Source organism: Methylophaga sp. F-2, assembly GCF_056859315.1.
Genome location: NZ_JBSXOF010000017.1, coordinates 45907 through 68335, shown reverse-complemented (window position 1 = coordinate 68335; position 22429 = coordinate 45907). Strand labels below are relative to the sequence as shown.

The following is a 22429-nucleotide window of genomic DNA, read 5'->3' as shown; positions in this document are numbered from 1 at the left end:
TTGAAGAGCTAACGCTTATTACGTTGTCCAAATAATGCCGTACCAATACGTACCATTGTACTGCCGCAAGCGATGGCTGTAGACATGTCTGCTGTCATTCCCATAGATAAGGTATCTACCTGCGGGTATTTATGACGTAATTGCTGAAAAAGTTCATAAGCACGTGAGAAGCTGTCTTTTTCATCGGCGACGGAGTTTTTGGGCGAAGGAATCACCATCAGTCCTCTTAGATTGAGCTTATCGAGTGTTGCAATGTAGTCAGCTAATGTCAGTAACTTTTCTGGGCTGGTACCGGACTTGGTCTCTTCTTCGTCAATGTTGATTTGTATGCAGACATTGAGTGGTGCCAGTGAGTCAGGTCTGTGCTCATTTAAACGACGGGCAATTTTTTCTCTGTCGACACTCTGAACCCAGTCAAAATGCCCGGCGATATCACGGGTTTTATTTGATTGGATAGGACCAATGAAATGCCACTCCAAATCAAGATCGGCTAAAGCGTCAATTTTATCTAAGGCTTCCTGCAGGTAATTTTCACCAAACTGGCGTTGGCCTAATGCGGCTACTTCACGCAGGGCATCGGCTGGCCATGTTTTGCTAACAGCCAGTAACTGCACCGATTGTGGATCACGTTTTACCGCTGATACCGATGTGCTTATTTCGTGATGAATTTGTTGGAAACGTTTTTTTACATCTGTCATGTTGCAAGCCTCATAAGGGCGCGATACCTTTATACTCATTGCTTAAATTTTGAATTAACTAGACTACACCAAACCGCATAGGAATCGTTGATGGATATTACTGAATTGCTTGCGTTCAGCGCAAAAAACAATGCTTCGGATTTACATGTTTCGTCAGGTGAGCCGCCAATGATTCGTGTGGATGGTGATATCAAGCGCATTAATCTGCCGGCGATGGAACATAAAGATGTCCACGCGATGATTTACGACATTATGAATGATAAACAGCGTAAAGATTTTGAAGAATTTCTTGAAGCTGATTTTTCATTTGAAGTACCGGGGCTGGCACGTTTTCGTGTTAATGCGTTTAATCAGAACCGTGGTGCTGCTGCCGTTTTCAGAACGATTCCATCAAAAGTACTCAGTCTGGAAGAACTGGGCGCTCCCGATATTTTTAAAACCATCGCGGATAATCATCGCGGTATCGTGTTGGTCACCGGGCCTACAGGTTCAGGTAAGTCCACTACGTTGGCCGGCATGATTAATTATCGAAATGAAAAAGATAATGAACATATTCTGACGATTGAAGACCCAATCGAATTTGTGCATCAAAGTAAAAAATGTTTGATTAATCAGCGTGAAGTGCATCGTGATACACATGGCTTTAGTGAAGCACTTCGAAGTGCGCTGCGTGAAGATCCGGATATTATCCTGGTCGGTGAGTTACGTGATCTGGAGACAATCAGACTGGCGCTGACAGCCGCAGAAACCGGACATTTGGTGTTTGGTACCTTACATACATCTTCGGCAGCCAAAACTATTGACCGGATTATTGATGTTTTCCCTGCTGCGGAAAAAGACATGGTGCGCTCCATGTTGTCAGAATCATTGCGTGCCGTTATTTCCCAGACATTGATGAAGAAAGTGGGAGGCGGACGCATCGCTGCACATGAAATTATGATTGGTACTCCGGCTATCAGAAACCTGATTCGAGAAGACAAAGTACCGCAGATGTACTCGGCTATTCAGACGGGCGGCGCTATTGGAATGCAAACCTTAGATCAGTGTTTGCAGGATTTAGTCAGACGACAAAAGGTCACCAAACAAGAGGCATTACCACGTGCTGTTAATAAAGACTTATTCCGTTAGAGGAGTGTGATATGGAAATTGTCACGATACTAAAAGCCGCTGTGAAACATGATGCCTCAGATGTATTTATTACCGCTGGCCGCCCGGTTACCTTGAAAGTGAATGGCCGAATGGCAACGCTCTCTCAGGAAGCACTGCAGGATGATGAGGCCAGAGATTTAGTACTGAGCACGATGTCAGATGCTCAGAAAAAAACATTTGAACGTGAAAAAGAGTGTAATTATGCACTGGAGACTAAAGGTGCAGGTCGCTTTCGTATCAGCGCGCTTTACCAGCGAAATAAAATTGCTATGGTCATGCGCCGTATCAAAGATGAAATTCCTACCATTGAAGAAATTCATGTGCCTCAGGTCATCAAAGAATTATCGATGACAAAACGTGGCTTAGTCATATTTGTCGGGGCGACAGGCAGTGGTAAGTCAACCACATTGGCGGCGATGATCGGTTATCGCAATCAAAACAGTACAGGCCACATTCTAACGATTGAAGATCCTATTGAGTTTGATCATAAGCATGCCGGATGTGTGGTGACACAAAGGGAAGTGGGGATTGATACTGATTCGTATGAAGTTGCTTTACGCAATTCACTGCGTCAGGCGCCGGATGTCATCATGATTGGTGAGATACGTACACGTGAGACCATGGATTACGGTGTGGCCTTTGCAGAAACCGGCCATCTTTGTTTATCCACCTTACACGCTAATAATGCGAATCAGGCAATGGATAGGATTATCAACTTTTTCCCTGAAGAGCGTCATCAACAATTATTTTTGGATCTTTCATTAAATCTTAAAGCGGTTATTGCTCAGAGACTCATTCCTAAAAAGGATGGCTCGGGCAGGGCTGTTGCGGTTGAAGTACTTCTTAATACGCCGCTGATTGCTGATTTGATTGAGAAAGGCAAGATTTATGAAATCAAAGAAGTAATGAAACGTTCTAAAGAGCTTGGGATGCAGACGTTCGATCAAGCTGTCTATGATTTATATAAAGCAGGTGATATTAGCTACGAAGAAGCTTTACGTAATGCCGATTCAGCCAATGAAGTACGCTTAATGATCAAGCTAGGCATGGAGTCCGGCGAATTAGCCAAAGATAGTTCAGTTTCCAGTTTGTCATTACAAGCTGAACCCGAAGATGTGATAGGGCGTATGTGATTGTTGTTTTTTTGACACAGAGTTCACCCTATGACTTATAAGATCTATTAGACGTCAGGCAAATACTGGTTTAATATGTAGCGAAAGTACCACACTCGGTATTGAGCAAATCAATTTTAAGACGTGTTCGTTTATTTTTCTACGGAAAAGGAAGGCAATATGAAATTAACAAAACTCCTGTCAGCAGCTTTTGCAATAGCATTGCTGGCTGGTTGTGCGGGTAACCCGAAAACAACTAACCAAAACATTATGTGTGCAGTTGGTGGTGCTTTAGCTGGTGGTGCTGCTGGTGCTGCTGTTGGTGACTCTGATGCTTCTGCTGGTGGCGCAGTTGTCGGTTCAATGTTAGCGCTATTACTCTGCCCGAACGGTGATGAAGAACAAGAAGTGGCAGCTGTTGAAAAACCTGTCTGTGCTGTAGAACCACCTCCAGGTGCTTTAGTCGACCAAAATGGTTGCGCATATGACACTGATAAAGACGGTGTTTATGACGGTATTGATATGTGCCAACAAACTCCTCCTGGTGTCACTGTTGACCGTGTAGGTTGTGCGTTAGACTCTGATGGTGATGCAGTGCCTGATTATAAAGATCTGTGCCCTAACACACCGAAAGGCGTTATCGTTGACCAAGATGGTTGCCCATTAGCAGGTGAAAAAGTATTGTCTTTAGAAGGTGTTAACTTCGCATTTGATAAAGCAACTTTGACTGATGATGCGAAACAAATTCTTGAAGAAGCGGTAGCTGTTCTGAAAGATACTGACAGTGTTGTTGAAGTCCGTGTTGAAGGCCACACTGATAGCATCGGTAGTGAAGCTTACAACCAAAAACTGTCACAAGAACGTGCACAGTCTGTTGTTGATTACCTGACTTCACGTGGTATTAACGGTAGCTACCTGATTCCAGTCGGTATGGGCGAAAAATTCCCAGTTGCCACCAACGATACAGAAGCTGGAAGAGCGAAAAACCGTCGTGTTGACTTCGTTGTAAACGAATAAAACAAGACAGCATCAATTGATGTAGAAAAGGCCCTGCTTGCAGGGCCTTTTTTTTATCTGACGTGAGAAGCTTCAGCATGCTTGTCTTAAATATTGCATTTTAATATAGATACTATGGCAATCATTTTCCTCTTTATCTTTGTTGTTTTTGTATATTCAAAAAGAGGTTCTTGTTGCGTGAGTGGATAAGTCTGCTGTTGTCGATAAATGAGTGGGAAGGTTCGGGCTTGGATAGGATAAGAACGGTTGTCTGAAAGCCTTAAAATGAGTTTACTGAGAGATAAAGGGAGTTTTTCCTATATTGAGAGAGCCTTTATTTCTCTATTATTGATACCAGCTTTACGGCTTTCATTGGTTTTCCCTTCGCCCTTTCAGTTTTCTGATGAGGGCTTTTTTTTGCCTTAAGAAAATGAACTTAAAAAGGGATTAGAGAGTGAATAGAACGGTAACAGAATCTTTATTTGGCACGAAGACAAAATAAACAGATACACATAAAAAAACTCCGATGATATTTCTATCACCGGAGTTTTTTGCACTGTGTCGAGCTTTGTATTACTACGCTGGCATTTTATAAGCTGAAGACGCTCAGAACGCCGCCTAATGAAGTCCAGCTTGATAGAGATTTATAGGCACCTACAGCGCCTAAGCCATCAGTATCATTTTCCAGGTTATTGGTCATACCGATACCTGCCCAGCCACCAATACCTGACAATACAGCGATGTACTGTTTGCCATCATGTTTGTAAGTGTTCACGTTACCTACAATGCCTGATGGGGTTTTGAAGCGCCATAATTCACGGCCAGTTTGCGCATCTACTGCTTTTAGGTAGCCTTCCAATGTACCGTAGAAGACAACATCACCGGCCGTCGCCAGTGCGCCTGACCATACAGAGAATCTTTCTTTATCTGACCAGACGATTTTACCTTCGCGAGCATCCCAGGCAATAAAGTTACCCATATTGTCTTTTTCAGCGGCGAACATATTTACTTCAGCACCAACATACGGTTGACCGGCTAAATATTCCACTTGGAACGGTTCCAGATCCATACAAATATGATTGGTAGGTACATAGAACAAGCCGGTTTTTGGTGAATATGCGGCAGGTTGTTGGTCCTTAGCACCATGTGCTGCCGGGCAAATTCCCGTCGTGCTTGTGTCTTCACCGTTATATTCTGGTGAGTACTGTTTATTACGATCAGGTAAACCTGTTTTCAGATTAACGCTATTTGCCCAGTTAACAGAGGGATCAAATTTGTTAGCCACTAATAACTCACCTGATGCACGATCCATGGTGTAGCCAAAGCCGTTACGGTCAAAGTGAACCGCTGTTTTGTACATTTTGCCTTTAACTTTCTGATCGGCCAGAATGACTTCGTTTACACCATCGTAATCCCACTCATCATGTGGCGTCATTTGGTAAACCCATTTAGCCATGCCAGTATCTAAATCACGGGCAAACAATGACATGGTCCATTTATTATCACCAGGCCGTTGTAATGGGTTCCATGTCGATGGATTACCCGTACCGTAGTAGAACAGATTGAGATCAGGATCATAAGAATACCAACCCCAAGTGGTACCACCACCAATTTTCCACTGATCACCTTGCCATGTTTTTAAAGATGAGTTTTCACCGATAGGTTTCAGCATTGAAGTTGTTTTCTCTGGATCCACTAACATTTCTGCATCAGGACCTGTGCTGTAGGCTTTATATAAAGACTTACCATTTAAATCATAAGTCTGAACATAACCACGAACACCAAACTCACCACCAGAGATACCCACTACGATTTTGTCTTTAAATACATGAGCAACACCGGTGTTAGTTGCACCTACTTTAGGATCATCGCGTTTATCAGACCAAACGACTTCACCCGTTTTAGCATCAAGTGCTACCAATGTGGTATCCGCCTGATTAAGGAAGATTTTGCCGTCACCGTAAGCTAAACCACGATTGATGACGTCACAGCACATAACCGGCACGGTATCATCGTAGTTTTGTTTTGGTTCGTATTTCCATTTGATAGCACCGTCATTGTTCAAATCTAATGCATACACAATGTTTGGAAATGGCGTATGAATATATAAGGTATCGCCAATAACAAGTGAATTACCTTCATGACCTCTTAATACGCCTGTAGAAAATGACCAGGCCATATTCAGATCTTTGACGTTATCTTTATTAATATCTGTCAATTCACTATAACGGTGGTTGGCGTAGTTACCTGCTGACATTACCCATTCATTTGGGTTTTTTTGCATAGAAAGCAATTCATCTGCATAACTTGTAATAGGCAGAGCCACTGACATTAGTGCCAGAGATATTGTCGTTTTTTTCATAAATTTTCCCTTCAAACTTAAGATAAAGGAGTGGCGGAAGCTGAAGTCGCCACTCCTGTACCAAACGCTGACGTATAAAAAAACATAGGGCTTTTCTATAAGTCATCATTTACCAAACACAAAATCATGTTTGATAATCCCCGAGGGGTTGGGAAAGACTAACAGTCAAAAAAAGGAATTAATTGCACTTGTTTCCATAAATAAATGCTGTCTGGAATCTCAGACAAGTGGACAGTTTCTATACAACGTTGTTTTTTCTACTTTGAATCTGTTGAGCGGTAATGATCGTAAAGTGTTTGTTTAGTTAGTGGTTTAACTGTAAAAGACAAAGTGATGCTGAGATGATTTAGCCTGATTTTATTCAGATTCGGTCACGGATATTTCGATATAATACATATACTAAAGGCTGATTTCTCTGGTGTTCAGTCTGCTTAATTCAGAATGAGCCAGCTAACGCGACCTCTATCCATTTGAACCATTCAAGAAATAAAAGCCGCTAATATGAGTAAAAAAGATTCTCAAGATATGATTGTAGAGTTCACGCCTCTGGAAAAAATTGAGGCGCTCTATGAAGAGTTACTCGATTGGTATGGTGAGGCAGATAGCAAACAACTCAGAGTAGCGGCCAAGTTTCTGTTGCTGGCTTTAGAGAAGTTTTCTATCCATGGCGGTAATAACTGGCACGAGTTGGTGACAGAATACATTGATATTCTTCGCAAAGATCCCGAGAAATTTCAAAAAATTATCGAAGCTAACCGGGGCGAATTAAAAGAAAAAAAATCTAACACACGCTATCACTAGTCAAGTTTGCAGGAAAGATTGTCTTTTTTGCTCATCTTTCAGCAGTTTGGCAAATTTCCGTGTTTGTTTTGGCAGATAAATAAAATCGTCGACTAATGATTTCTTGCGACGTTTTTTTGTCAGCTCTGCAGGTTCAAAAAAATGTCTGGCATTATCATAAGACAATACAAACGGCTGATATCCTTCTCTCATCAGCACATAGCTCATGATTAATGAACCTGTGCGGTGATTACCTTCCAGAAACAGCTGGGGCTGACTCAATATATTGGTAAACAAGCCAGCTGTGCGTTTCCATATATTGGTATTTTGATGTAAGGCTAGCCAGTCCATGAGCTGGCCGATACCACCATTGCGTGCAGCATAGAAGTGCGCTTTTGTTGCCTCAAATTGATGCTGAGACTCTTCTTTCGATATTGATGAGGTATGGTAGAGGACAATATGATTCAACTCTAACAGCAAATGTGAGTTACCCATAGCGAAAAGTTCTATACCGTTAGCCAGATAAAAATCAATCTTGGCATAGCCTGCGACCAGGTTTTCAATCACTTCATTTGACGGCGGGGTCCTTTTTACCGTGAGTGTATTGTTAATTTGGTCGAAGTTATTCTGCGTATCCAGTAAACGCGATCTGACAGAGCCAATATCCAGTCGAGCAATATTGCTTGTCAGATCGTGCGTTGCATTGTGAACTGCATTAAATGATGATGACCCCATAATAACGGTTTAGCTTAACTAAACTCACCTCGCACATACTGTTTCGTTAACAACTGCTGTGGGTCTTCAAAAATCTTCTTAGTTTCATCCATTTCCACCAGATAACCCGTACGGCCACCTTGTGAAATATCCACACCTAAGAACGCCGTTGTATCAGCCACGCGAGTTGCTTGCTGCATATTGTGCGTGACTAAGGCCACACTGTAATGCTGTTTTAATTCCACCATCAGTTCTTCGATCTGACGCGTAGCAATCGGATCCAGTGCAGAACAAGGTTCATCCATTAATAAAACATCAGGTTCTGTCGCAATGGCTCTGGCAATACACAAACGTTGTTGCTGACCACCTGATAGTGATAAACCGCTATTTTTCAGTTTATCTTTAACGTCATTCCAAATAGCTGCACGTTTAAGTGCTTTGACCACCATCTCTTCTTCATCACCTTTATAACCATTTAATCTCAGACCAAATGCGACATTGTCATAAATGCTCATCGAGAAGGGATTAGGCAACTGAAAGACCATACCGATATAACGTCTTACGATTACAGCATCCACTTTTTTGCTGTAAATATCGTGCTTGTGATATTGGATGTGGCCTTCAAAACGGAATGAGTCGATGAGGTCATTCATCCGGTTCATGCTGCGTAGAACTGTACTCTTACCGCAACCTGAGGGACCAATAAAGCCAGTGACTTTATTTTTCTCAATAGGAATCGTGGTGTCTCTGACCGCTCTGAAATCACCGTAGTAAATGTTTTTTACATGGCAGTCTAAAACAACCGGGCCTTTTGGCTCGTACTTTTTAGCAATGAATTCACCGGTATCGGTTTGCATGTTCATAGATTTTCCTTCCGTTATTCTTTAAATTTCGATCTGCCGACAACGCGGGCCAGAATATTGAAAAACAGCACAAGTAAGACAAGTACCAGTGAGGCTGCCCAAGCTAATTCAAGCTGATTTTCAAATGGCATGCCGGAAAAGTTGTAAATCAGTATGGATAAAGAGGCTGTAGGTTCAGCTAGTTCAGCCATGTAGTAGTTACTAAATAAGGCAGTGAACAGCAAAGGCGCCGATTCACCTGCAGCACCTGCTACAGCCAATATCACACCAGTCAGAATGCCTGGTAAAGCCGTCGGTAGCACGACTTTCAAAATCACTTGAGTACGTGTACAGCCCATGCCAAATGCCGCATCTTTCATTTTTTGTGGCACTTGCTTCATGGCTTCTTCAGCGGCCAATGTGACTGTTGGTAACATCAAAACAGCTAATGCCACACCACCTGCCCAAGCCGAGTATGTACCCGTGGTAATAACAATTACAGCGTAGACAAACACACCCGCTAAAATTGAAGGAAAACCAGTCAATACTTTCGCTAAAAAGCGTGACAATGTTGCGATTTTGCTTGAAGGGTTCAGTATGGATAAATAAAGCGCAGCCATGATACCAATCGGAATGCTGATGGCTGAGGCAATGCCGACCATGGTTAAAGTACCGACAATCGCGTTACCAAAACCACCGCCCATTTCAAACCCGGCTGGTGGTAAGGCGGTAATCGCTTCCATATCCAGTCTTGCGCCACCCTGAACAATCAGCATATAAATCACTGAAAATAAGGGGATGCTGGCGAGTACCGCCAATACCCAGACCATAGAAGTCAGGAAGTAATTTTTTAAGGCTCTCACCTCAAAAAGATTTTTTTCCAGCGCTGGTAATTCAATTCTGGGAGGTAATACTGGCTCTTCCATTTGTAATTGACTCATTTTTTACCCTCAAATTTACGCATGGTGTATTGCTGCACGGCAAGGCCCGCGACATTTACGATGAATGTGATGAGTAATAGAACTAATGCCGCATACATCAATGCCTGGATTTCAATTTGACCCGCTTCAGGGAAGGTTGATGCAAGAAGTGAGGCTAGGGTATTTGCCGGGGCAAACAGCGATAAGTTGATGTTGTTAACGTTACCAATCAACATTGCGAGCGCCATCGTTTCCCCTAAAGCACGTCCAAACCCCAGTACCAGACCAGCCAATATGCCGGACGAGGCGGTAGGTAACATGACTTTTAAGATCACTTCCCATTTTGTTGCACCCATGCCATAAGCCGCTTCTTTCACTTTATAAGGAATGCGACGGAAAGCATCGGCAGATATAGCTGCCACGGTGGGTAGAATCATAATGGCTAAAACCAGGGCGGCGGGTGCGAGACCTGGTCCGCTAAGGTCTGTACCAAATAATGGAAACCAGCCCAATGTCTCATGTAACCACTGCGCGCCGGGTCTGATTAATGGGATAAGCACATAGATACCCCACAAACCGTAAACAACAGAAGGAATAGCAGCTAATAATTCGATGATCGTTCTAAAAATCATTTCGAATTTAGCGTGAACAAAGCTCTGGGTTAAGAAAATAGCAATTGCCACACCTAAAAAGCCACCAAGGAGTAGTGCCAAAAACGAGCTATATAATGTGCCCCAGATTTCTGGCAATACACCAAACACACCTTCATTAGTATCCCAGGTGGTGCCGGTAATAAAACCAAGGCCGTGTGTTTTAATGGCAGGTAATGCCTGTGAGCCTAATTCAAAAATGATATAGGCGACCAAAAGAATAATGGATAAGGCGCAAAAATAAGCAAAAGAACGGAATACAGAGTCTTTTAAATAATCAGTGGTAGATGGTGGTGCAGACAGTGTTTTATCACTGCTTGCCTCTTTAAATGGATCGTAAACCATGTGCGTTCCTATCAATTATTCATTCGTATTTGAAACATGTTTTATGCTGTCTCTAAAACAGAGAAAATGCTGCAAGGTCAAACGTCCTTGCAGCATTTTAATCTGAGTCTTCAACGGCCTGATTACTGAATCATTTTTGCAGCGTTGCGAACTTTCTCAACAACGTTTTCTGGTAATGGGATATAGCCCATAGATTCAGATGATTCTTGACCTTTCGTTACCATGTATTCAATCAAGTCACGCATGGCTTTTGCTTTATCATCGTCTTGATTTTTGTAGACAAGTAACCAAGTGAAAGTAGCGATTGGGTAGGCATCATCACCTGCTGGATCCGTTGCCCATCCGCGTAAGTCTGGCACATCGCTACCTGGCAGAGTTGTTGATGGGAAAGGTGTAGTCGCTAATGCTGCAGCACCACTTTCGCTACCTGCACTCACAAATTTACCTTTTTGGTTTTCAAGAACAGCGGTTGGCATTTTGGTTAGTTTGGCAAAACCATATTCGATATAACCAATTGCACCTGGAGTTTGTTTGATTGTGGCTGTTACACCGTCATTTTTAGGCGCTTTAACAATGGTGCCTGCACTTGGCCAGTTCGGAGATTTAGAACCACCGACTGCTTCTTTGAATTCACTGTTGATCGCTGATAAGTGGTTAGTAAATACAAAGCTAGTACCACTTGAATCAGAACGAACGACGACAGTGATTTTTTCATCAGGCAGTTTCACGCCAGGGTTAGCTGCTTGAATTTTTGGATCATTCCATTTTGTAATTTTACCCATGAAGATTTCAGGATAAACGTCACGAGGCAGTTTCAATTCTTTGATGCCGTCTAAGTTGTATGACAGAACAACTTCACCGGCAGTCATTGGCAATAAAATAGCGCCTTTTTTCACTTGTTCGATTTCGCTGTCTTTCATCGCTGCGTCACTAGCAGCAAAATCAACAGTTTCATTGATAAAGTCTTGGATACCTGCACCACTACCTTTTGATTGATAGTCAATACGCACACCATCAGTTTGTTTGCTGTAGTCCTTGAACCATTTGTTATAAAGTGGAGCAGGGAAGCTGGCACCAGAACCATTTAATTTCAGTTCGGCATGGGCGACAGTTGATGACATAGCACCAACAAGTGCAGTAATAAGAAAGACTGACTTTGCATTTTTTGCAAATAGTTTCATAGAAACTCCTGACTAGTTAATTAAGCAATAAAAATCTTTAACTCGATAAGAGTAACGACCTTAAGTTAAAGATTTATGACAAAAGCAAACTTAGCCAGAAATTTTTATATTGAGATAGAGGGTTAACGCTGAATTCTTAATAAAATTAATAAAGTAGATGCTATTTTAGTAGCCTACATTTTATATATTTCATTTTCTGGAATGCATACCTTTTCATAAAATGAATATAAAAATATGAGGTTAGATTAAAAAGAGCGCCATATATAGGCGCTCTATTACAATATTAGAACGATTTATACGTAACAATCTGTTGCTAAATAGCGAACATCAGAAAGCTGTAGGCAATCCATACAAAACCAATTGTTGTAATAATAAAGCTGAGCGCGGAGAAAATTTTCCAAATAGCTTTATTCCAGAAGTCGGTATCAAAGGCAGCGATGACAAAAATCGTCGGATTGGTAAATCCACCAACAGCAATGCAAAGGCACGCGATCTTTGATAGCTCAATATTGGCGCCTGAAGCTGCACCGTAGAAACCCAAACTAAACAATGCCATAAGCGCATAGTCAACATGCGCTCTTATCATGGTTTTATAATCCACTAAAAAGTCGCCATCAATCCCTTTTATAGGGAACCAGCGAGCAAATGTCATTAACCATGCAGATAAAATCAAGGCTGCAATCATGGCGACAGCACCCAATAACAAAACATTCATTTCTCTCTCCTTATTGTTGGAGAGCGTATTAAAAATGTTTAGATGATATTGAGCAGCTGATAATTACCCCAGATTTTCGGGCAAGTTTCCCAGCATTTGATATGAGAACGTTTGTCACGTCCACAGATAATGAGGAATAGGGTGCTTGAATGTTTTTTGTTTAAAAGTGGCGCGCCTGACAGGAATCGAACCTGTGACCCCCAGCTTCGGAAACTGGTACTCTATCCAACTGAGCTACAGGCGCGTGAAGTTGAGCCGAAGATTATACGGACTTTGCTGACAATCTGCTACGGCTCAAGAGGTGTTTGGCCAAGAGAGTCGTTAACACCCTCTTGGCCGCTCAAAATTAAAAGCGTGGATTAATTTTTTCTAATTTCCAGATATCGTTGTTGTACTCTTCCATGGTTCTGTCGGTAGAGAACATACCACTGTTAGCACTGTTCATAATACTCATTGCTATCCAGCGTTCTTTGTCTTGATAGACTTCCGCTGCACGTTGCTGGGCTTCCACATAGCTATGGAAGTCTGCAACCGTCATCCATGGGTCATTGGGGCTGGTGAAAGCAGCAATAATGTCATCAAAAGCACCTTCTTCACATTGGTTGAAGTGGCCTGATTCTAACAAGTTGACGACGCGTTTCAGATCGGCATCATTATCAATAATAAACCGTGGATTGTAGGTGGGCTTGAGCTCAGTGACTTCGTCTTCAGTCAGACCGAACAGAAAGAAGTTTTCAGCGCCGGCTTCATCACGGATTTCAATATTGGCCCCATCCAGTGTTCCAATAGTCATCGCGCCGTTCATCATAAATTTCATATTGCCTGTACCAGAGGCTTCTTTACCGGCGGTAGAGATCTGTTCTGATAAATCAGCCGCTGGGCAAATCACTTCCATGGCTGAAACTTGATAGTTTGGCAAAAAGACGACTTTTAACAGATCGCCCACATCCGGATCATTATTCACTGTGCTGGCAACATTATTAATCAGTTTGATGATGCGTTTTGCCATGACATAACCCGGTGCTGCTTTGCCACCAAACAGTACACAGCGCGGCGTCATATTTTTGGTATCGCCGCGTTTGATACGGTCATAAAGGTGAATAACATGCAGAATATTAAGTAGCTGACGTTTGTATTCATGAATGCGTTTTACCTGAATATCAAACATAGCTTCAGGATTGAACTCCACGCCACAGCTATCATTTACTAATTTTGCCAAACGTTGTTTATTGGCAAGTTTAGCGGCATGCCATTTCTTTTGGAAAGCCTTGTCATGGGCATAGGCTTCCAGTTTTTTCAGTTCAGTCAGCTGGGTAATCCAGTTATCACCAATGGTGTCTGTGATGAGTTCACTTAAGTCTGGATTACACCAGGCGAGCCAGCGGCGTTGTGTCACACCATTGGTTTTGTTATTGAATTTATGTGGCCAGAGTTCGTAAAAGTCGTGGAATAAGCCTTTTTTCAGTAACTCTGAGTGTAAGGCCGCGACGCCATTGATGGAGAAGCTACCGACGATGGCCAGATGCGCCATGCGAACTTGTTTTTCACCGCCCTCTTCAATGATAGACATGCGTGCAAGGCGCGCTTTGTCTCCAGGCCAACGAGTGGCGACTTCACGAAGAAAGCGTGCATTAATTTCGTAAATAATTTCCAGAATGCGTGGTAACAGACGACCAAACATATTCACCGGCCATCGCTCTAATGCTTCTGGTAACAGGGTATGGTTGGTGTAGGCCATGGTGCTGGAAGTAATTTCCCATGCTTTCTCCCAGCCTAATCCATGTTCATCCATTAATAGACGCATCAGTTCGGCAACAGCCACAGTCGGGTGGGTGTCATTTAATTGGAAACAATTTTTCTCAGCAAAATTATCGAAGGATTCACCATGTGTTGTGACCCAGTAATCGAGGATGTCCTGCAGACTGGCTGAGGCCAAGAAGTACTGTTGGCGCAGACGAAGTTCTTTACCATTCTCACTGGCATCATTGGGGTAAAGCACCATGCTGATATTTTCAGCTTCATTTTTGGCAGCAACCGCTTCGGTATAAGAGCCTGAGTTGAAGTCTTCCAGGTTAAACTCATCGGTGGCACCGGCTTTCCATAAACGCAGCACATTAACTGTGCCATTTTGATAACCGGGAATGGGCAGATCAAAAGGGATAGCCAGTACATCATTTGTGTTGACCCAGTGGACTTTCATATCACCACTGTCGGTAGGGTGATATTCAGTGTGACCGCCAAATTTTACGCGTTGGGTAAATTCCGGACGTTCCAGTTCCCATGGATTACCATCTTGTAACCAGTGATCAGGTTTTTCCACCTGAAAACCGTTTTCGATACGTTGCTGGAACATGCCATATTCATAACGCAGACCATAGCCTGTAACGGGGAGTTGTAAGGTGGCACAACTATCTATAAAACACGCCGCTAATCGACCAAGGCCGCCATTACCAAGACCGGCGTCATGCTCCATTTCGATTAAGTCTTCAAAGTTTAAGTTCAGTTCGTTGAGAGCTTTGGTGGTTTCTTTTTCTAAACCCAGGTTTAGAACCGCATTACCCATGGCTCTGCCCATCAGAAATTCCATTGACAGGTAATAAGCATGTTTACACTGCTTTTCTGCATAGGTGTGCTTGGTATGCTTCATGCGGTTGAACAGCCGGTCTCTTAATGTCAGTGCTAGTGATGAGTAGAGGTAATGACCCGAAGCACAACCTTTATCCTGAGCTAAGTGTGTACCGTAATAACGTTTGAAATCTTTGATAAGAGCATCGCTATTCATCCCTAGCTTTTCGGTGGTGAATAATTCTGGGGCGGGGTTAGCAGTACATGCGTAACGTGGGCTCATAGACAGATCCTTAAATTATTTCAGCGTTTGTTTGGATAGACGGGAGAAAAACCATCCCGATTAGGCATCTTTACCTGAGGTAGTGTGACTTCATTGAGTTCCACATCGTTCTTGAGTATATCATCCTGATTTAAAATATAAGCGCAAAGTGCGTAGATTTCATTACTTGTTAGAGAAAAAGGGGCTGATGGTGGCATCGCACGACGAATATAGTCGTAAAGTGTTGTTGCATAAGGCCAATAACTGTTTACCGTTTTCTCTGGATACTCCTCGGTTAATGAACCGACATCTCCGACCAGAGGCATTGCGCTGGCGCCTATAGCACCAAACCCATGACAGCTTGCACAGTGTTGTTTAAAAAGTTGCTCCCCTTGCTGTGCATTACCATGCCCTGCGGGTAAGTTTTTTCCATCCGGTGTAATAGTGAGGTTCCATGCTGATTGCTGCGATGCTTGTTCAGCCTCTTTGCCCAAAGGCTGAAAGAGTGGCTCGGCGACAAGTGTCGCAGGAAATAGTAAAACAAGGATGAGATATCTATTAAAGATAGATATGGCTAATCTGACCGTCTTCATTAACTTCCCAACTGACAATAGCGTTGTAGTGGAAAAAACTGTTGTCTCCACGTTCGGTGATAAGCGCTTCACGAGTCGGTTGCTGATAACCTGTTTCATCCGTTGCCCTGCTTTGTAATACGGCGTATTGACCTTGCCACTGCCATGGCAGACTAAAGCGGGTGAAGGCTTTATCCAGAATTGGGGCCTGGAGCTCAGCTTCCACCCAGGTTTTACCACCATCAGCTGAGACATCGACTTTGCTGATTTTGCCATTACCCGACCAGGCAAGCCCAGTAACTTGGTAAATACCAGGATTATCCGGCAGTGTCATACCAACTGAAGGGCTGGTAATAAGAGACTTGGCTTGCATGGGAAAACTGAATTGCCTAGCTTTACCGCTAGGTAATAAGTCAGTGTACTGAGCCGTTTCATCACGGGTCATCGCAGGCTCTTCAACTAATGTTAATTGCCTTAGCCATTTCACATTGACGATGCCTTCCCAACCAGGCAGCAGCAACCGGACAGGATAACCATTTTCTGGTCGAAGTCGTTCGCCATTCTGATACAGCGCCAATATTGCATCGTTCATTAGTTTTTCAATAGGAACGCTGACATTGAGTGCGGCACCATCGGCGGCTTCTGCTATCGCCCATTTCGCTCTCGGTTGGACACCACATTCATTTAATAAAAGTTTGAGTGGCACACCGGTCCATTCAGCATTAGAAACAAGTCCGTGCACATAACCTGCAGCAGATTGGATGGGCGAACTACGCCAGCCAGCATTACTATTACCGCCACATTCTATAAAGCAGATTTTTGTGGTTTGTGGATAACGTTTTAAGGCATCAATCGAAAAGGTTAAAGGGGTATCGACTAAACCGTCTATCATGATTTCATGTGTCGATGGATTGATATCAGGCACACCATTATGATGACGTTCATAATGCAGGCCGTTAGGAGTAATGGTGCCTTGTAACTCTTCTAAAGGTGTCCAGGAGACACCGTTGCCAGGCACATTGGGGTTGGCCGATATCCAGCGAATGATATCTTTTTCGTAAACAGAAGGCTGCCCATAATTACTAAAGTTAGCGCCTGGTTTTAGCATCGACTCAGGCAGTATCTGCTGGAGTTCAGTTAATGATGACTGCGCTTTAACGGGTAAACTAAAGCCAAGAAAAACACTACTTAAAGCCGTGCCTTGAAGAAACTGACGTCGGCTTTTAAGTCGTTGTTTGCTCATGGCGAATAAGATCTAGTCAACAGTAGGGGGGATCGCATCATCAGTGACTTCAAACCAGTCATCTAGCTTTTGAATAGCTTCCTCTTTACCAGATTTGTTGAGCGAGGAAAAAAGCTGCACAGAAGCTTTTAATGACAGTTTTTGCAATTCATTTCTTACAGATAATAAGCTTTGTTTACCGGCACCTTTTTTGAGTTTGTCAGACTTAGTCAGCAGTATATGAACCGGTAAATCCGCCTGATTAGCCCAGGTGAGCATTTGTATATCAAATGGCTTCAATGGATGACGAATATCCATCATTAGCATCATTCCCCGCAAACACTGACGTGTTTCTAGATATTGAGCCAAAGTATGCTGCCATTTTAACTTCATTTTTTCAGGGACTTTGGCATAGCCATAGCCGGGAAGATCGACTAAAGCTCGCTGATCATCAAAGCTGAAGAAGTTGATCATTTGTGTGCGACCTGGCGTTTTACTTGTCCTTGCTAGCGCGCTGATGCCTGTTATGCAATTGATTGCACTGGATTTTCCGGCATTTGACCTGCCGGCAAACGCAACCTCATACCCACTATCTTCCGGTAGCTGGGACAGCTCGGTGGCACTGCCGTTATAATAAGCTTTTCTATATAGTTGTGACATGGAACCATTTTGGGTGAAAAATTATCCTAATAAGAGTAGCATACCCAAAGTTCTCGATGATGATTTAGCTTAGTTTTCAGGTAATAAAATAATGAAAAAATTATTGAAGATGGTCATGCTTGGCGTGGCAGTTACGATGAGTGCTCAGGCAATGGCGGCTGGTGATATTAACGCTGGTAAGCAAAAAGCGGCTGTTTGTGCGGCTTGCCATGGTACAGATGGAAATAGTTTGTCAGATGCCTTTCCTAAATTAGCCGGACAAAATGCCGGATACCTCGAAAAACAATTAGCTAATTTTAAAAGCGGTGAGCGTCAAAACGCATTGATGGCACCGATGGTGGCGAATTTATCAGAGCAAGATATGGCCGATTTAGCGGCCTATTTTGCCAGTAAAAAAATGGCGCCTGGTGCCGTTTCTGAAGATTTAGTCGAAGCTGGTGAAAAAATCTTCCGTGCGGGTAATAAAGAAACTGGCGTTCCTGCGTGTATGGCATGTCATGGTCCAAATGGTAATGGTGTGCCAGCAGCAAAGTGGCCTAAATTATCATCACAATACAGCACCTATGTGGAAGCTCAACTTCATGCTTTTGCTAAAGGGGAAAGAGCCAATGACCCTAACGGCATGATGCGTGATGTGGCTAGCAAAATGAGTGAAGCTGAAATTAAAGCGGTTTCTGCTTATGTCTTTGGTTTGAAATAATCGTCACATTTTCTCTGCATAGCTAAGTCTGTTAGCTATGCAGAGAATATTAAAAAATCGAGTAACGGAACTCGTTTCAAGGCTCACCCCATGTCACAAAATCAGGATTCATCAGTTTCTCATCGCAGTTTCGCTTGGCGGGTTTTTCACTTTTTAGGCACGATGGAATTAGCGATCACCTTGTTGATCACCTTAGCTGTTGCCTCTGTCATCGGTACTGTTCTGCAGCAAAACCAACCTTATCCTGATTATCTTATTAAGTTTGGCCCATATTGGTTTGAGGTGTTTGAGAAGCTGGGCTTATATGATGTTTACAGTGCGATTTGGTTTTTAGCCATCCTGGCTTTACTGGTGATATCGACGTCCGTATGTGTGTTTCGTCATGCACCTTCTATGTTCAAGGATATGTTTAATCTGAGAACAAATGTGCAACTGAAATCGTTACGGTCAATGCACCATCGTAGTGAATGGGAAGTTCCACAAGCACAGTCACAAACGGTTGAATCTCTCCAATCGACACTCTCATCCAATGGCTACAGAACTCGAATAACGGATAAGAATGGCAGTTTTTTAGTCTCTGCAATGCGTGGAGGCATGAATCGTCTTGGATACATTCTGACGCATGTGGCGATTATTGTTATCTGTGTAGGCGGTCTGTTTGATAGCAACTTACCATTAAAACTTGCCGAATGGCAGGGGCGCATTCATGTTGAAACGCGTAATTTACCCTTGCCACAAATTCCAAAAGAAAGTCGTCTTCCTGTCGGTCCACAAGCCTTCAGAGGCAGTGTCAGTATTCCGGAAGGCAGAGCAGCGAGTGTCGCTTATCTGGCCATGCGTGATGGGTATTTAGTGCAAAACTTACCTTTCACCATCGAAGTAAAAGAGTTTCGTATAGAACATTACCCAACCGGACAGCCGAAGTCGTTTGAGTCTGATTTGGTCATTCATGATCCTGATTTGAAAAAGCCACTTGAGGCGACGATTGCTGTCAACCATCCACTTATTTATAAAGGTTATGCCATCTACCAAGCCAGCTTCGGTGATGGTGGCTCGGAGCTGACATTAAAAGCATGGCCTTTGTTTTCAGAAAAAGGTGAGCCCGTCAGCCTGCAGACTAAAGTCTTTGATACACAGCAGATGCTGTGGGGTGATAAAGAAATGCAGCTTGAAATCACTGACTTTAGGCCTTTCAATATCAATCCGGACCCTACCGAAGATAATCCGCAGAATGTGCGTAACTTTGGGCCCAGTGTGGGCTTCAAACTTCGTCAACCTACCGGGGAAGCGCTTGAATACCAAAATTACATGAACCCAGTAGAACGTGATGGCAGATATTTTTATCTGAGTGGTGTGCGTAGCTCACCAGCAGATGAATTTGCTTACCTATATATACCTGCTGATGATAATGATGGTCTGGAAGGCTTTTATCACTTCCTTAAACAACTACATGATAAAAATGCAGTTAAGAATGCGGCCGAAGAGATGAAACAAGCTACGCTTGCCAGCTTGCAAACCACGGATGATGATGTATTAGCCCAAAGTTTACAAAAAACACTGGAAACCCTGGTTGAGATGTTTAACCGTGGTGGTTTTCGTGAAGTGAGTGACTTTATCGAAAAAACCTTACCGGAATCTGAGCGTGACGCATTAGCTCCCGCTTATCTGGCGATGTTGAGAGAAATGCTGGGCCGTATCTATTTTTCAGGTTTAGATTTGCAGCAGGGCGAGACAGTTGAACAGTCTCAGATTTTGTTTTTACAGGATGCAATTGATGCCATAGGCACCTTACCTCGCTATGGTTCTCCTGTGTTTTTGCAATTAACCGATTACCATCAAATTCAGTCTACAGGCTTACAAATAGCACATGCACCAGGCAAAAGTATTGTTTATCTGGGCTGTGCATTCCTCATCGCGGGTGTGTTTTTATTATTCTATTTACCGCAGCGACGTTTCTGGGCCTGGGTCACTGAAAAAGAGGGTAAATCACAAATTTATCTGGCGGGGATGACGAATAGAAACCCTCGCGAATTTGATAGTTATTTTGAGGATATCAAAGCAAAACTTCAGTCAGAGTCACGGAACTCTGACTAAGCATGATGTTCTTAGTTTCTGCTATGGGATGAGGCACAATATATGACAGCACACCTCTCAACAATGAACTCGACGCAACAGACACCATGGGCAGCCTGGTTCTGGCGTGTGTTAATGGTATTAGTCAGTATCGGTTTAATAGGTACTTATTACGAGATTCTTGATTATTATGAAATTACTATCATTGCACTGACAGCCATTAGTATGGGATTTCTCGGGCAATATTGGCCGGGGTTTCGTTGGCACAGCCTGGCAGTCGCAGCACTTAGCTTGATAGCTGTTTCATTGTATGGCCAAAACCTGGAAACGGGCGAATCTAACTTCTGGCTCAACTACATACTCGCCAGTCAGTCTGCCTTTATGTGGATGAGTGCTTTATTTGTGATGGCAACAGTGACGTATTTCGCTGGCAGTATTTTTCGTTCCAGTTTTACTGAAAAGGTTGGTACAGGCCTAACCTGGGCAGCAGTTACGATGGGCATGATAGGTCTTATGGTGCGCTGGCGTGAGTCTTATCTGCATGGGACCGATATTGGCCATATTCCGGTCAGTAATTTGTATGAAGTCTTTATTCTTTTTTCTGTTGTGACTGCCTTGTTATACCTGTTTTATGAGCGTCGTTATCAAACGCGTAGTTTGGGTGGTTTCGTTTTACTGGTGATCAGTGCCGCGGTTATTTTCCAACTTTGGTACAGCATTGAACGAAATGCTCATGAGATTCAGCCGCTTGTGCCTGCACTACAAAGCTACTGGATGAAAATTCATGTGCCAGCCAATTTTATTGGCTATGGTGCTTTTTCCATGGCAGCGATGATAGGTGTGGCCTATTTGCTGGTGGTATGGAGACAGCAAGTTAATCCTGACAGTCGTTGGGTTAAAGCGATGCCTGAATTAAGTCTGATGGATGACTTAATGTATAAGACCATTGCGTTGGGTTTTGCTTTCTTCACTCTAGCAACCATTTTAGGTGCGTTGTGGGCGGCAGAAGCTTGGGGTGGTTATTGGTCATGGGATCCCAAAGAAACCTGGGCATTAATTGTCTGGCTGAACTATGCTGCCTGGTTACATATGCGTTTAACGAAAGGTTGGAATGGAAAACCTATGGCGTGGTGGGCAATCGTTGGGTTATTCGTGACCTTATTTGCCTTTCTTGGTGTCAATATGTTCTTAAGTGGCCTTCATTCGTATGGCACGTTGTAATAATTAATTGAAAAATAAAGGATACTCAACGATGATGAAATTAATGAAAACCCTTGCGACAGGACTTTTTTTAGGCCTGGTTTCGACGGCAGTCTCTGCTGTGCCGATGAATTTCGTTGAAGGCACCCATTATTTTCCAACTACTGAGAAATTAGCGACACCAGAAGATAATAAAATTGAAGTCGTTGAAATGTTTTCTTACACCTGTCCACACTGCTTTAAATTAGAGCCTGAAGTGGAGGCATGGAAACAAACATTGCCAGAAAATGTACATTTTGTGAAAGTGCCAGCAATTTTCCGTGATAGCTGGTTAGAGTTGGCAAAAGTGTATTATGCTGCTGAAGCAATGGGTAATCTTGATAAAATTCACTCAAAATTATTCAATGCTATTCATGTCGAAAAACGTCGTTTAAGTTCTGAAGACCAATTGCTTGATTTTGTTGCTGAGCAAGGTATTGACCGTGAAGAGTTCAAGAAAACAATGAATTCTTTCAGTGTCAAAGCGAAAGTGAAAAAAGCCCTTGTTATGAGTCAAACATCTGGTATTACAGGCGTGCCGTCCTTTATCGTCAATGGACAATATCGTACAGATGCCAGTACAGCGGGCGGGGTACCTGACTTATTTAACGTTGTGAATTTCCTGATAGAAAAATCATCTGAGAATTAACAGAAAAAAGCCCGGTTTTTACC

General features: G+C 43.0%; 20 protein-coding genes and 1 tRNA gene. 8 read left to right on the top strand and 13 right to left on the bottom strand.

Annotation, left to right across the window (positions count from 1 at the left end; translation table 11 throughout):
- Positions 1 to 8: 8 nt before the first annotated feature.
- Complete coding sequence (locus AC13DA_RS06590; RefSeq protein WP_284452144.1) at positions 9 to 698, bottom strand: YggS family pyridoxal phosphate-dependent enzyme; 690 nt, start codon at positions 696 to 698, stop codon at positions 9 to 11.
- 90 nt (positions 699 to 788) lie between these two features.
- On the opposite strand from AC13DA_RS06590, the gene AC13DA_RS06585 reads away from it, so the two are divergent.
- From AC13DA_RS06585 to AC13DA_RS06575, 3 genes are all read left to right on the top strand, one after another.
- A complete protein-coding gene (locus tag AC13DA_RS06585; RefSeq protein ID WP_007146970.1) occupies positions 789 to 1826 on the top strand; it encodes a type IV pilus twitching motility protein PilT in 1038 nt (345 codons plus the stop codon).
- Positions 1827 to 1837: 11 nt separating this feature from the next.
- Entirely contained in the window at positions 1838 to 2980 is a 1143-nt protein-coding gene (locus AC13DA_RS06580) for a PilT/PilU family type 4a pilus ATPase (RefSeq protein ID WP_007146969.1), read from the top strand.
- Between the two features lie 159 nt (positions 2981 to 3139).
- The gene (locus tag AC13DA_RS06575; RefSeq protein ID WP_007146968.1) at positions 3140 to 3976 is read left to right on the top strand and encodes an OmpA family protein; all 837 of its coding nucleotides are present in this window, start codon (positions 3140 to 3142) and stop codon (positions 3974 to 3976) included.
- 568 nt (positions 3977 to 4544) lie between these two features.
- Here the strand turns inward: AC13DA_RS06575 and AC13DA_RS06570 are convergent.
- A complete protein-coding gene (locus AC13DA_RS06570) occupies positions 4545 to 6317 on the bottom strand; it encodes a methanol/ethanol family PQQ-dependent dehydrogenase (RefSeq protein WP_284452145.1) in 1773 nt (590 codons plus the stop codon).
- 501 nt (positions 6318 to 6818) lie between these two features.
- On the opposite strand from AC13DA_RS06570, the gene AC13DA_RS06565 reads away from it, so the two are divergent.
- Complete coding sequence (locus AC13DA_RS06565; protein ID WP_007146965.1) at positions 6819 to 7118, top strand: hypothetical protein; 300 nt, start codon at positions 6819 to 6821, stop codon at positions 7116 to 7118.
- Here the strand turns inward: AC13DA_RS06565 and AC13DA_RS06560 are convergent, their stop codons facing one another.
- The 11 genes from AC13DA_RS06560 to yihA all read right to left on the bottom strand — a co-directional run bounded on the left by AC13DA_RS06560 (position 7119) and on the right by yihA (position 17745).
- Positions 7119 to 7832 (bottom strand): hypothetical protein, encoded by a 714-nt coding sequence (locus AC13DA_RS06560; RefSeq protein WP_284452146.1) that lies wholly within the window; start codon positions 7830 to 7832, stop codon positions 7119 to 7121.
- A 14-nt stretch (positions 7833 to 7846) separates the two neighbouring features.
- On the bottom strand, positions 7847 to 8674 hold the full coding sequence (pstB, locus tag AC13DA_RS06555) for a phosphate ABC transporter ATP-binding protein PstB (RefSeq protein WP_007146963.1): 828 nt from the start codon (positions 8672 to 8674) through the stop codon (positions 7847 to 7849).
- Between the two features lie 14 nt (positions 8675 to 8688).
- The gene (pstA, locus tag AC13DA_RS06550; RefSeq protein ID WP_007146962.1) at positions 8689 to 9594 is read right to left on the bottom strand and encodes a phosphate ABC transporter permease PstA; all 906 of its coding nucleotides are present in this window, start codon (positions 9592 to 9594) and stop codon (positions 8689 to 8691) included.
- The gene (gene pstC, locus AC13DA_RS06545) at positions 9591 to 10568 is read right to left on the bottom strand and encodes a phosphate ABC transporter permease subunit PstC (protein WP_273178665.1); all 978 of its coding nucleotides are present in this window, start codon (positions 10566 to 10568) and stop codon (positions 9591 to 9593) included. The genes pstA and pstC overlap by 4 nt, the downstream gene beginning before the upstream one ends.
- A gap of 122 nt (positions 10569 to 10690) precedes the next feature.
- On the bottom strand, positions 10691 to 11749 hold the full coding sequence (gene pstS / locus AC13DA_RS06540) for a phosphate ABC transporter substrate-binding protein PstS (protein ID WP_007146960.1): 1059 nt from the start codon (positions 11747 to 11749) through the stop codon (positions 10691 to 10693).
- 313 nt (positions 11750 to 12062) lie between these two features.
- The gene (locus tag AC13DA_RS06535) at positions 12063 to 12464 is read right to left on the bottom strand and encodes a hypothetical protein (RefSeq protein ID WP_284452147.1); all 402 of its coding nucleotides are present in this window, start codon (positions 12462 to 12464) and stop codon (positions 12063 to 12065) included.
- Between the two features lie 167 nt (positions 12465 to 12631).
- A tRNA-Arg gene (locus tag AC13DA_RS06530) sits at positions 12632 to 12708 on the bottom strand.
- A gap of 102 nt (positions 12709 to 12810) precedes the next feature.
- Complete coding sequence (locus tag AC13DA_RS06525) at positions 12811 to 15312, bottom strand: glycogen/starch/alpha-glucan phosphorylase (RefSeq protein WP_284452148.1); 2502 nt, start codon at positions 15310 to 15312, stop codon at positions 12811 to 12813.
- Positions 15313 to 15332: 20 nt separating this feature from the next.
- The gene (locus AC13DA_RS06520; RefSeq protein WP_007146957.1) at positions 15333 to 15884 is read right to left on the bottom strand and encodes a c-type cytochrome; all 552 of its coding nucleotides are present in this window, start codon (positions 15882 to 15884) and stop codon (positions 15333 to 15335) included.
- Entirely contained in the window at positions 15850 to 17106 is a 1257-nt protein-coding gene (soxC, locus tag AC13DA_RS06515; protein ID WP_284452149.1) for a sulfite dehydrogenase, read from the bottom strand. Before soxC ends, AC13DA_RS06520 begins: the two co-directional genes overlap by 35 nt.
- 12 nt (positions 17107 to 17118) lie before the next feature.
- Entirely contained in the window at positions 17119 to 17745 is a 627-nt protein-coding gene (gene yihA, locus AC13DA_RS06510; RefSeq protein WP_040576641.1) for a ribosome biogenesis GTP-binding protein YihA/YsxC, read from the bottom strand.
- Positions 17746 to 17836: 91 nt separating this feature from the next.
- Here yihA and AC13DA_RS06505 point away from each other — a divergent pair, with 91 nt between their 5' ends.
- The 4 genes from AC13DA_RS06505 to AC13DA_RS06490 all read left to right on the top strand — a co-directional run bounded on the left by AC13DA_RS06505 (position 17837) and on the right by AC13DA_RS06490 (position 22406).
- Positions 17837 to 18445, top strand: coding sequence for a c-type cytochrome (locus AC13DA_RS06505; RefSeq protein ID WP_007146953.1), 609 nt, complete (start codon positions 17837 to 17839; stop codon positions 18443 to 18445).
- A gap of 90 nt (positions 18446 to 18535) precedes the next feature.
- The gene (locus tag AC13DA_RS06500; RefSeq protein WP_284452150.1) at positions 18536 to 20539 is read left to right on the top strand and encodes a cytochrome c biogenesis protein ResB; all 2004 of its coding nucleotides are present in this window, start codon (positions 18536 to 18538) and stop codon (positions 20537 to 20539) included.
- A 42-nt stretch (positions 20540 to 20581) separates the two neighbouring features.
- A complete protein-coding gene (gene ccsB, locus AC13DA_RS06495) occupies positions 20582 to 21739 on the top strand; it encodes a c-type cytochrome biogenesis protein CcsB (RefSeq protein ID WP_284452151.1) in 1158 nt (385 codons plus the stop codon).
- A 31-nt stretch (positions 21740 to 21770) separates the two neighbouring features.
- On the top strand, positions 21771 to 22406 hold the full coding sequence (locus tag AC13DA_RS06490; RefSeq protein WP_284452152.1) for a thiol:disulfide interchange protein DsbA/DsbL: 636 nt from the start codon (positions 21771 to 21773) through the stop codon (positions 22404 to 22406).
- Positions 22407 to 22429: the final 23 nt, after the last annotated feature.

Excerpts from the sequence above, each read along its gene's own strand:
- AC13DA_RS06575 (WP_007146968.1), top strand. The coding sequence starts at position 3,140 with ATGAAATTAACAAAACTCCTGTCAGCAGCTTTTGCAATAGCATTGCTG.
- soxC (WP_284452149.1), bottom strand. The coding sequence starts at position 17,106 with ATGAGCAAACAACGACTTAAAAGCCGACGTCAGTTTCTTCAAGGCACG.
- AC13DA_RS06525 (WP_284452148.1), bottom strand. The coding sequence starts at position 15,312 with ATGAGCCCACGTTACGCATGTACTGCTAACCCCGCCCCAGAATTATTC.
- AC13DA_RS06560 (WP_284452146.1), bottom strand. The coding sequence starts at position 7,832 with ATGGGGTCATCATCATTTAATGCAGTTCACAATGCAACGCACGATCTG.
- pstA (WP_007146962.1), bottom strand. The coding sequence starts at position 9,594 with ATGAGTCAATTACAAATGGAAGAGCCAGTATTACCTCCCAGAATTGAA.
- AC13DA_RS06585 (WP_007146970.1), top strand. The coding sequence starts at position 789 with ATGGATATTACTGAATTGCTTGCGTTCAGCGCAAAAAACAATGCTTCG.
- ccsB (WP_284452151.1), top strand. The coding sequence starts at position 20,582 with ATGACAGCACACCTCTCAACAATGAACTCGACGCAACAGACACCATGG.
- pstS (WP_007146960.1), bottom strand. The coding sequence starts at position 11,749 with ATGAAACTATTTGCAAAAAATGCAAAGTCAGTCTTTCTTATTACTGCA.
- AC13DA_RS06580 (WP_007146969.1), top strand. The coding sequence starts at position 1,838 with ATGGAAATTGTCACGATACTAAAAGCCGCTGTGAAACATGATGCCTCA.
- AC13DA_RS06590 (WP_284452144.1), bottom strand. The coding sequence starts at position 698 with ATGACAGATGTAAAAAAACGTTTCCAACAAATTCATCACGAAATAAGC.
- pstC (WP_273178665.1), bottom strand. The coding sequence starts at position 10,568 with ATGGTTTACGATCCATTTAAAGAGGCAAGCAGTGATAAAACACTGTCT.
- AC13DA_RS06505 (WP_007146953.1), top strand. The coding sequence starts at position 17,837 with ATGAAAAAATTATTGAAGATGGTCATGCTTGGCGTGGCAGTTACGATG.
- AC13DA_RS06500 (WP_284452150.1), top strand. The coding sequence starts at position 18,536 with ATGTCACAAAATCAGGATTCATCAGTTTCTCATCGCAGTTTCGCTTGG.
- AC13DA_RS06490 (WP_284452152.1), top strand. The coding sequence starts at position 21,771 with ATGATGAAATTAATGAAAACCCTTGCGACAGGACTTTTTTTAGGCCTG.
- AC13DA_RS06570 (WP_284452145.1), bottom strand. The coding sequence starts at position 6,317 with ATGAAAAAAACGACAATATCTCTGGCACTAATGTCAGTGGCTCTGCCT.
- AC13DA_RS06565 (WP_007146965.1), top strand. The coding sequence starts at position 6,819 with ATGAGTAAAAAAGATTCTCAAGATATGATTGTAGAGTTCACGCCTCTG.
- yihA (WP_040576641.1), bottom strand. The coding sequence starts at position 17,745 with ATGTCACAACTATATAGAAAAGCTTATTATAACGGCAGTGCCACCGAG.
- AC13DA_RS06535 (WP_284452147.1), bottom strand. The coding sequence starts at position 12,464 with ATGAATGTTTTGTTATTGGGTGCTGTCGCCATGATTGCAGCCTTGATT.
- pstB (WP_007146963.1), bottom strand. The coding sequence starts at position 8,674 with ATGAACATGCAAACCGATACCGGTGAATTCATTGCTAAAAAGTACGAG.
- AC13DA_RS06520 (WP_007146957.1), bottom strand. The coding sequence starts at position 15,884 with ATGAAGACGGTCAGATTAGCCATATCTATCTTTAATAGATATCTCATC.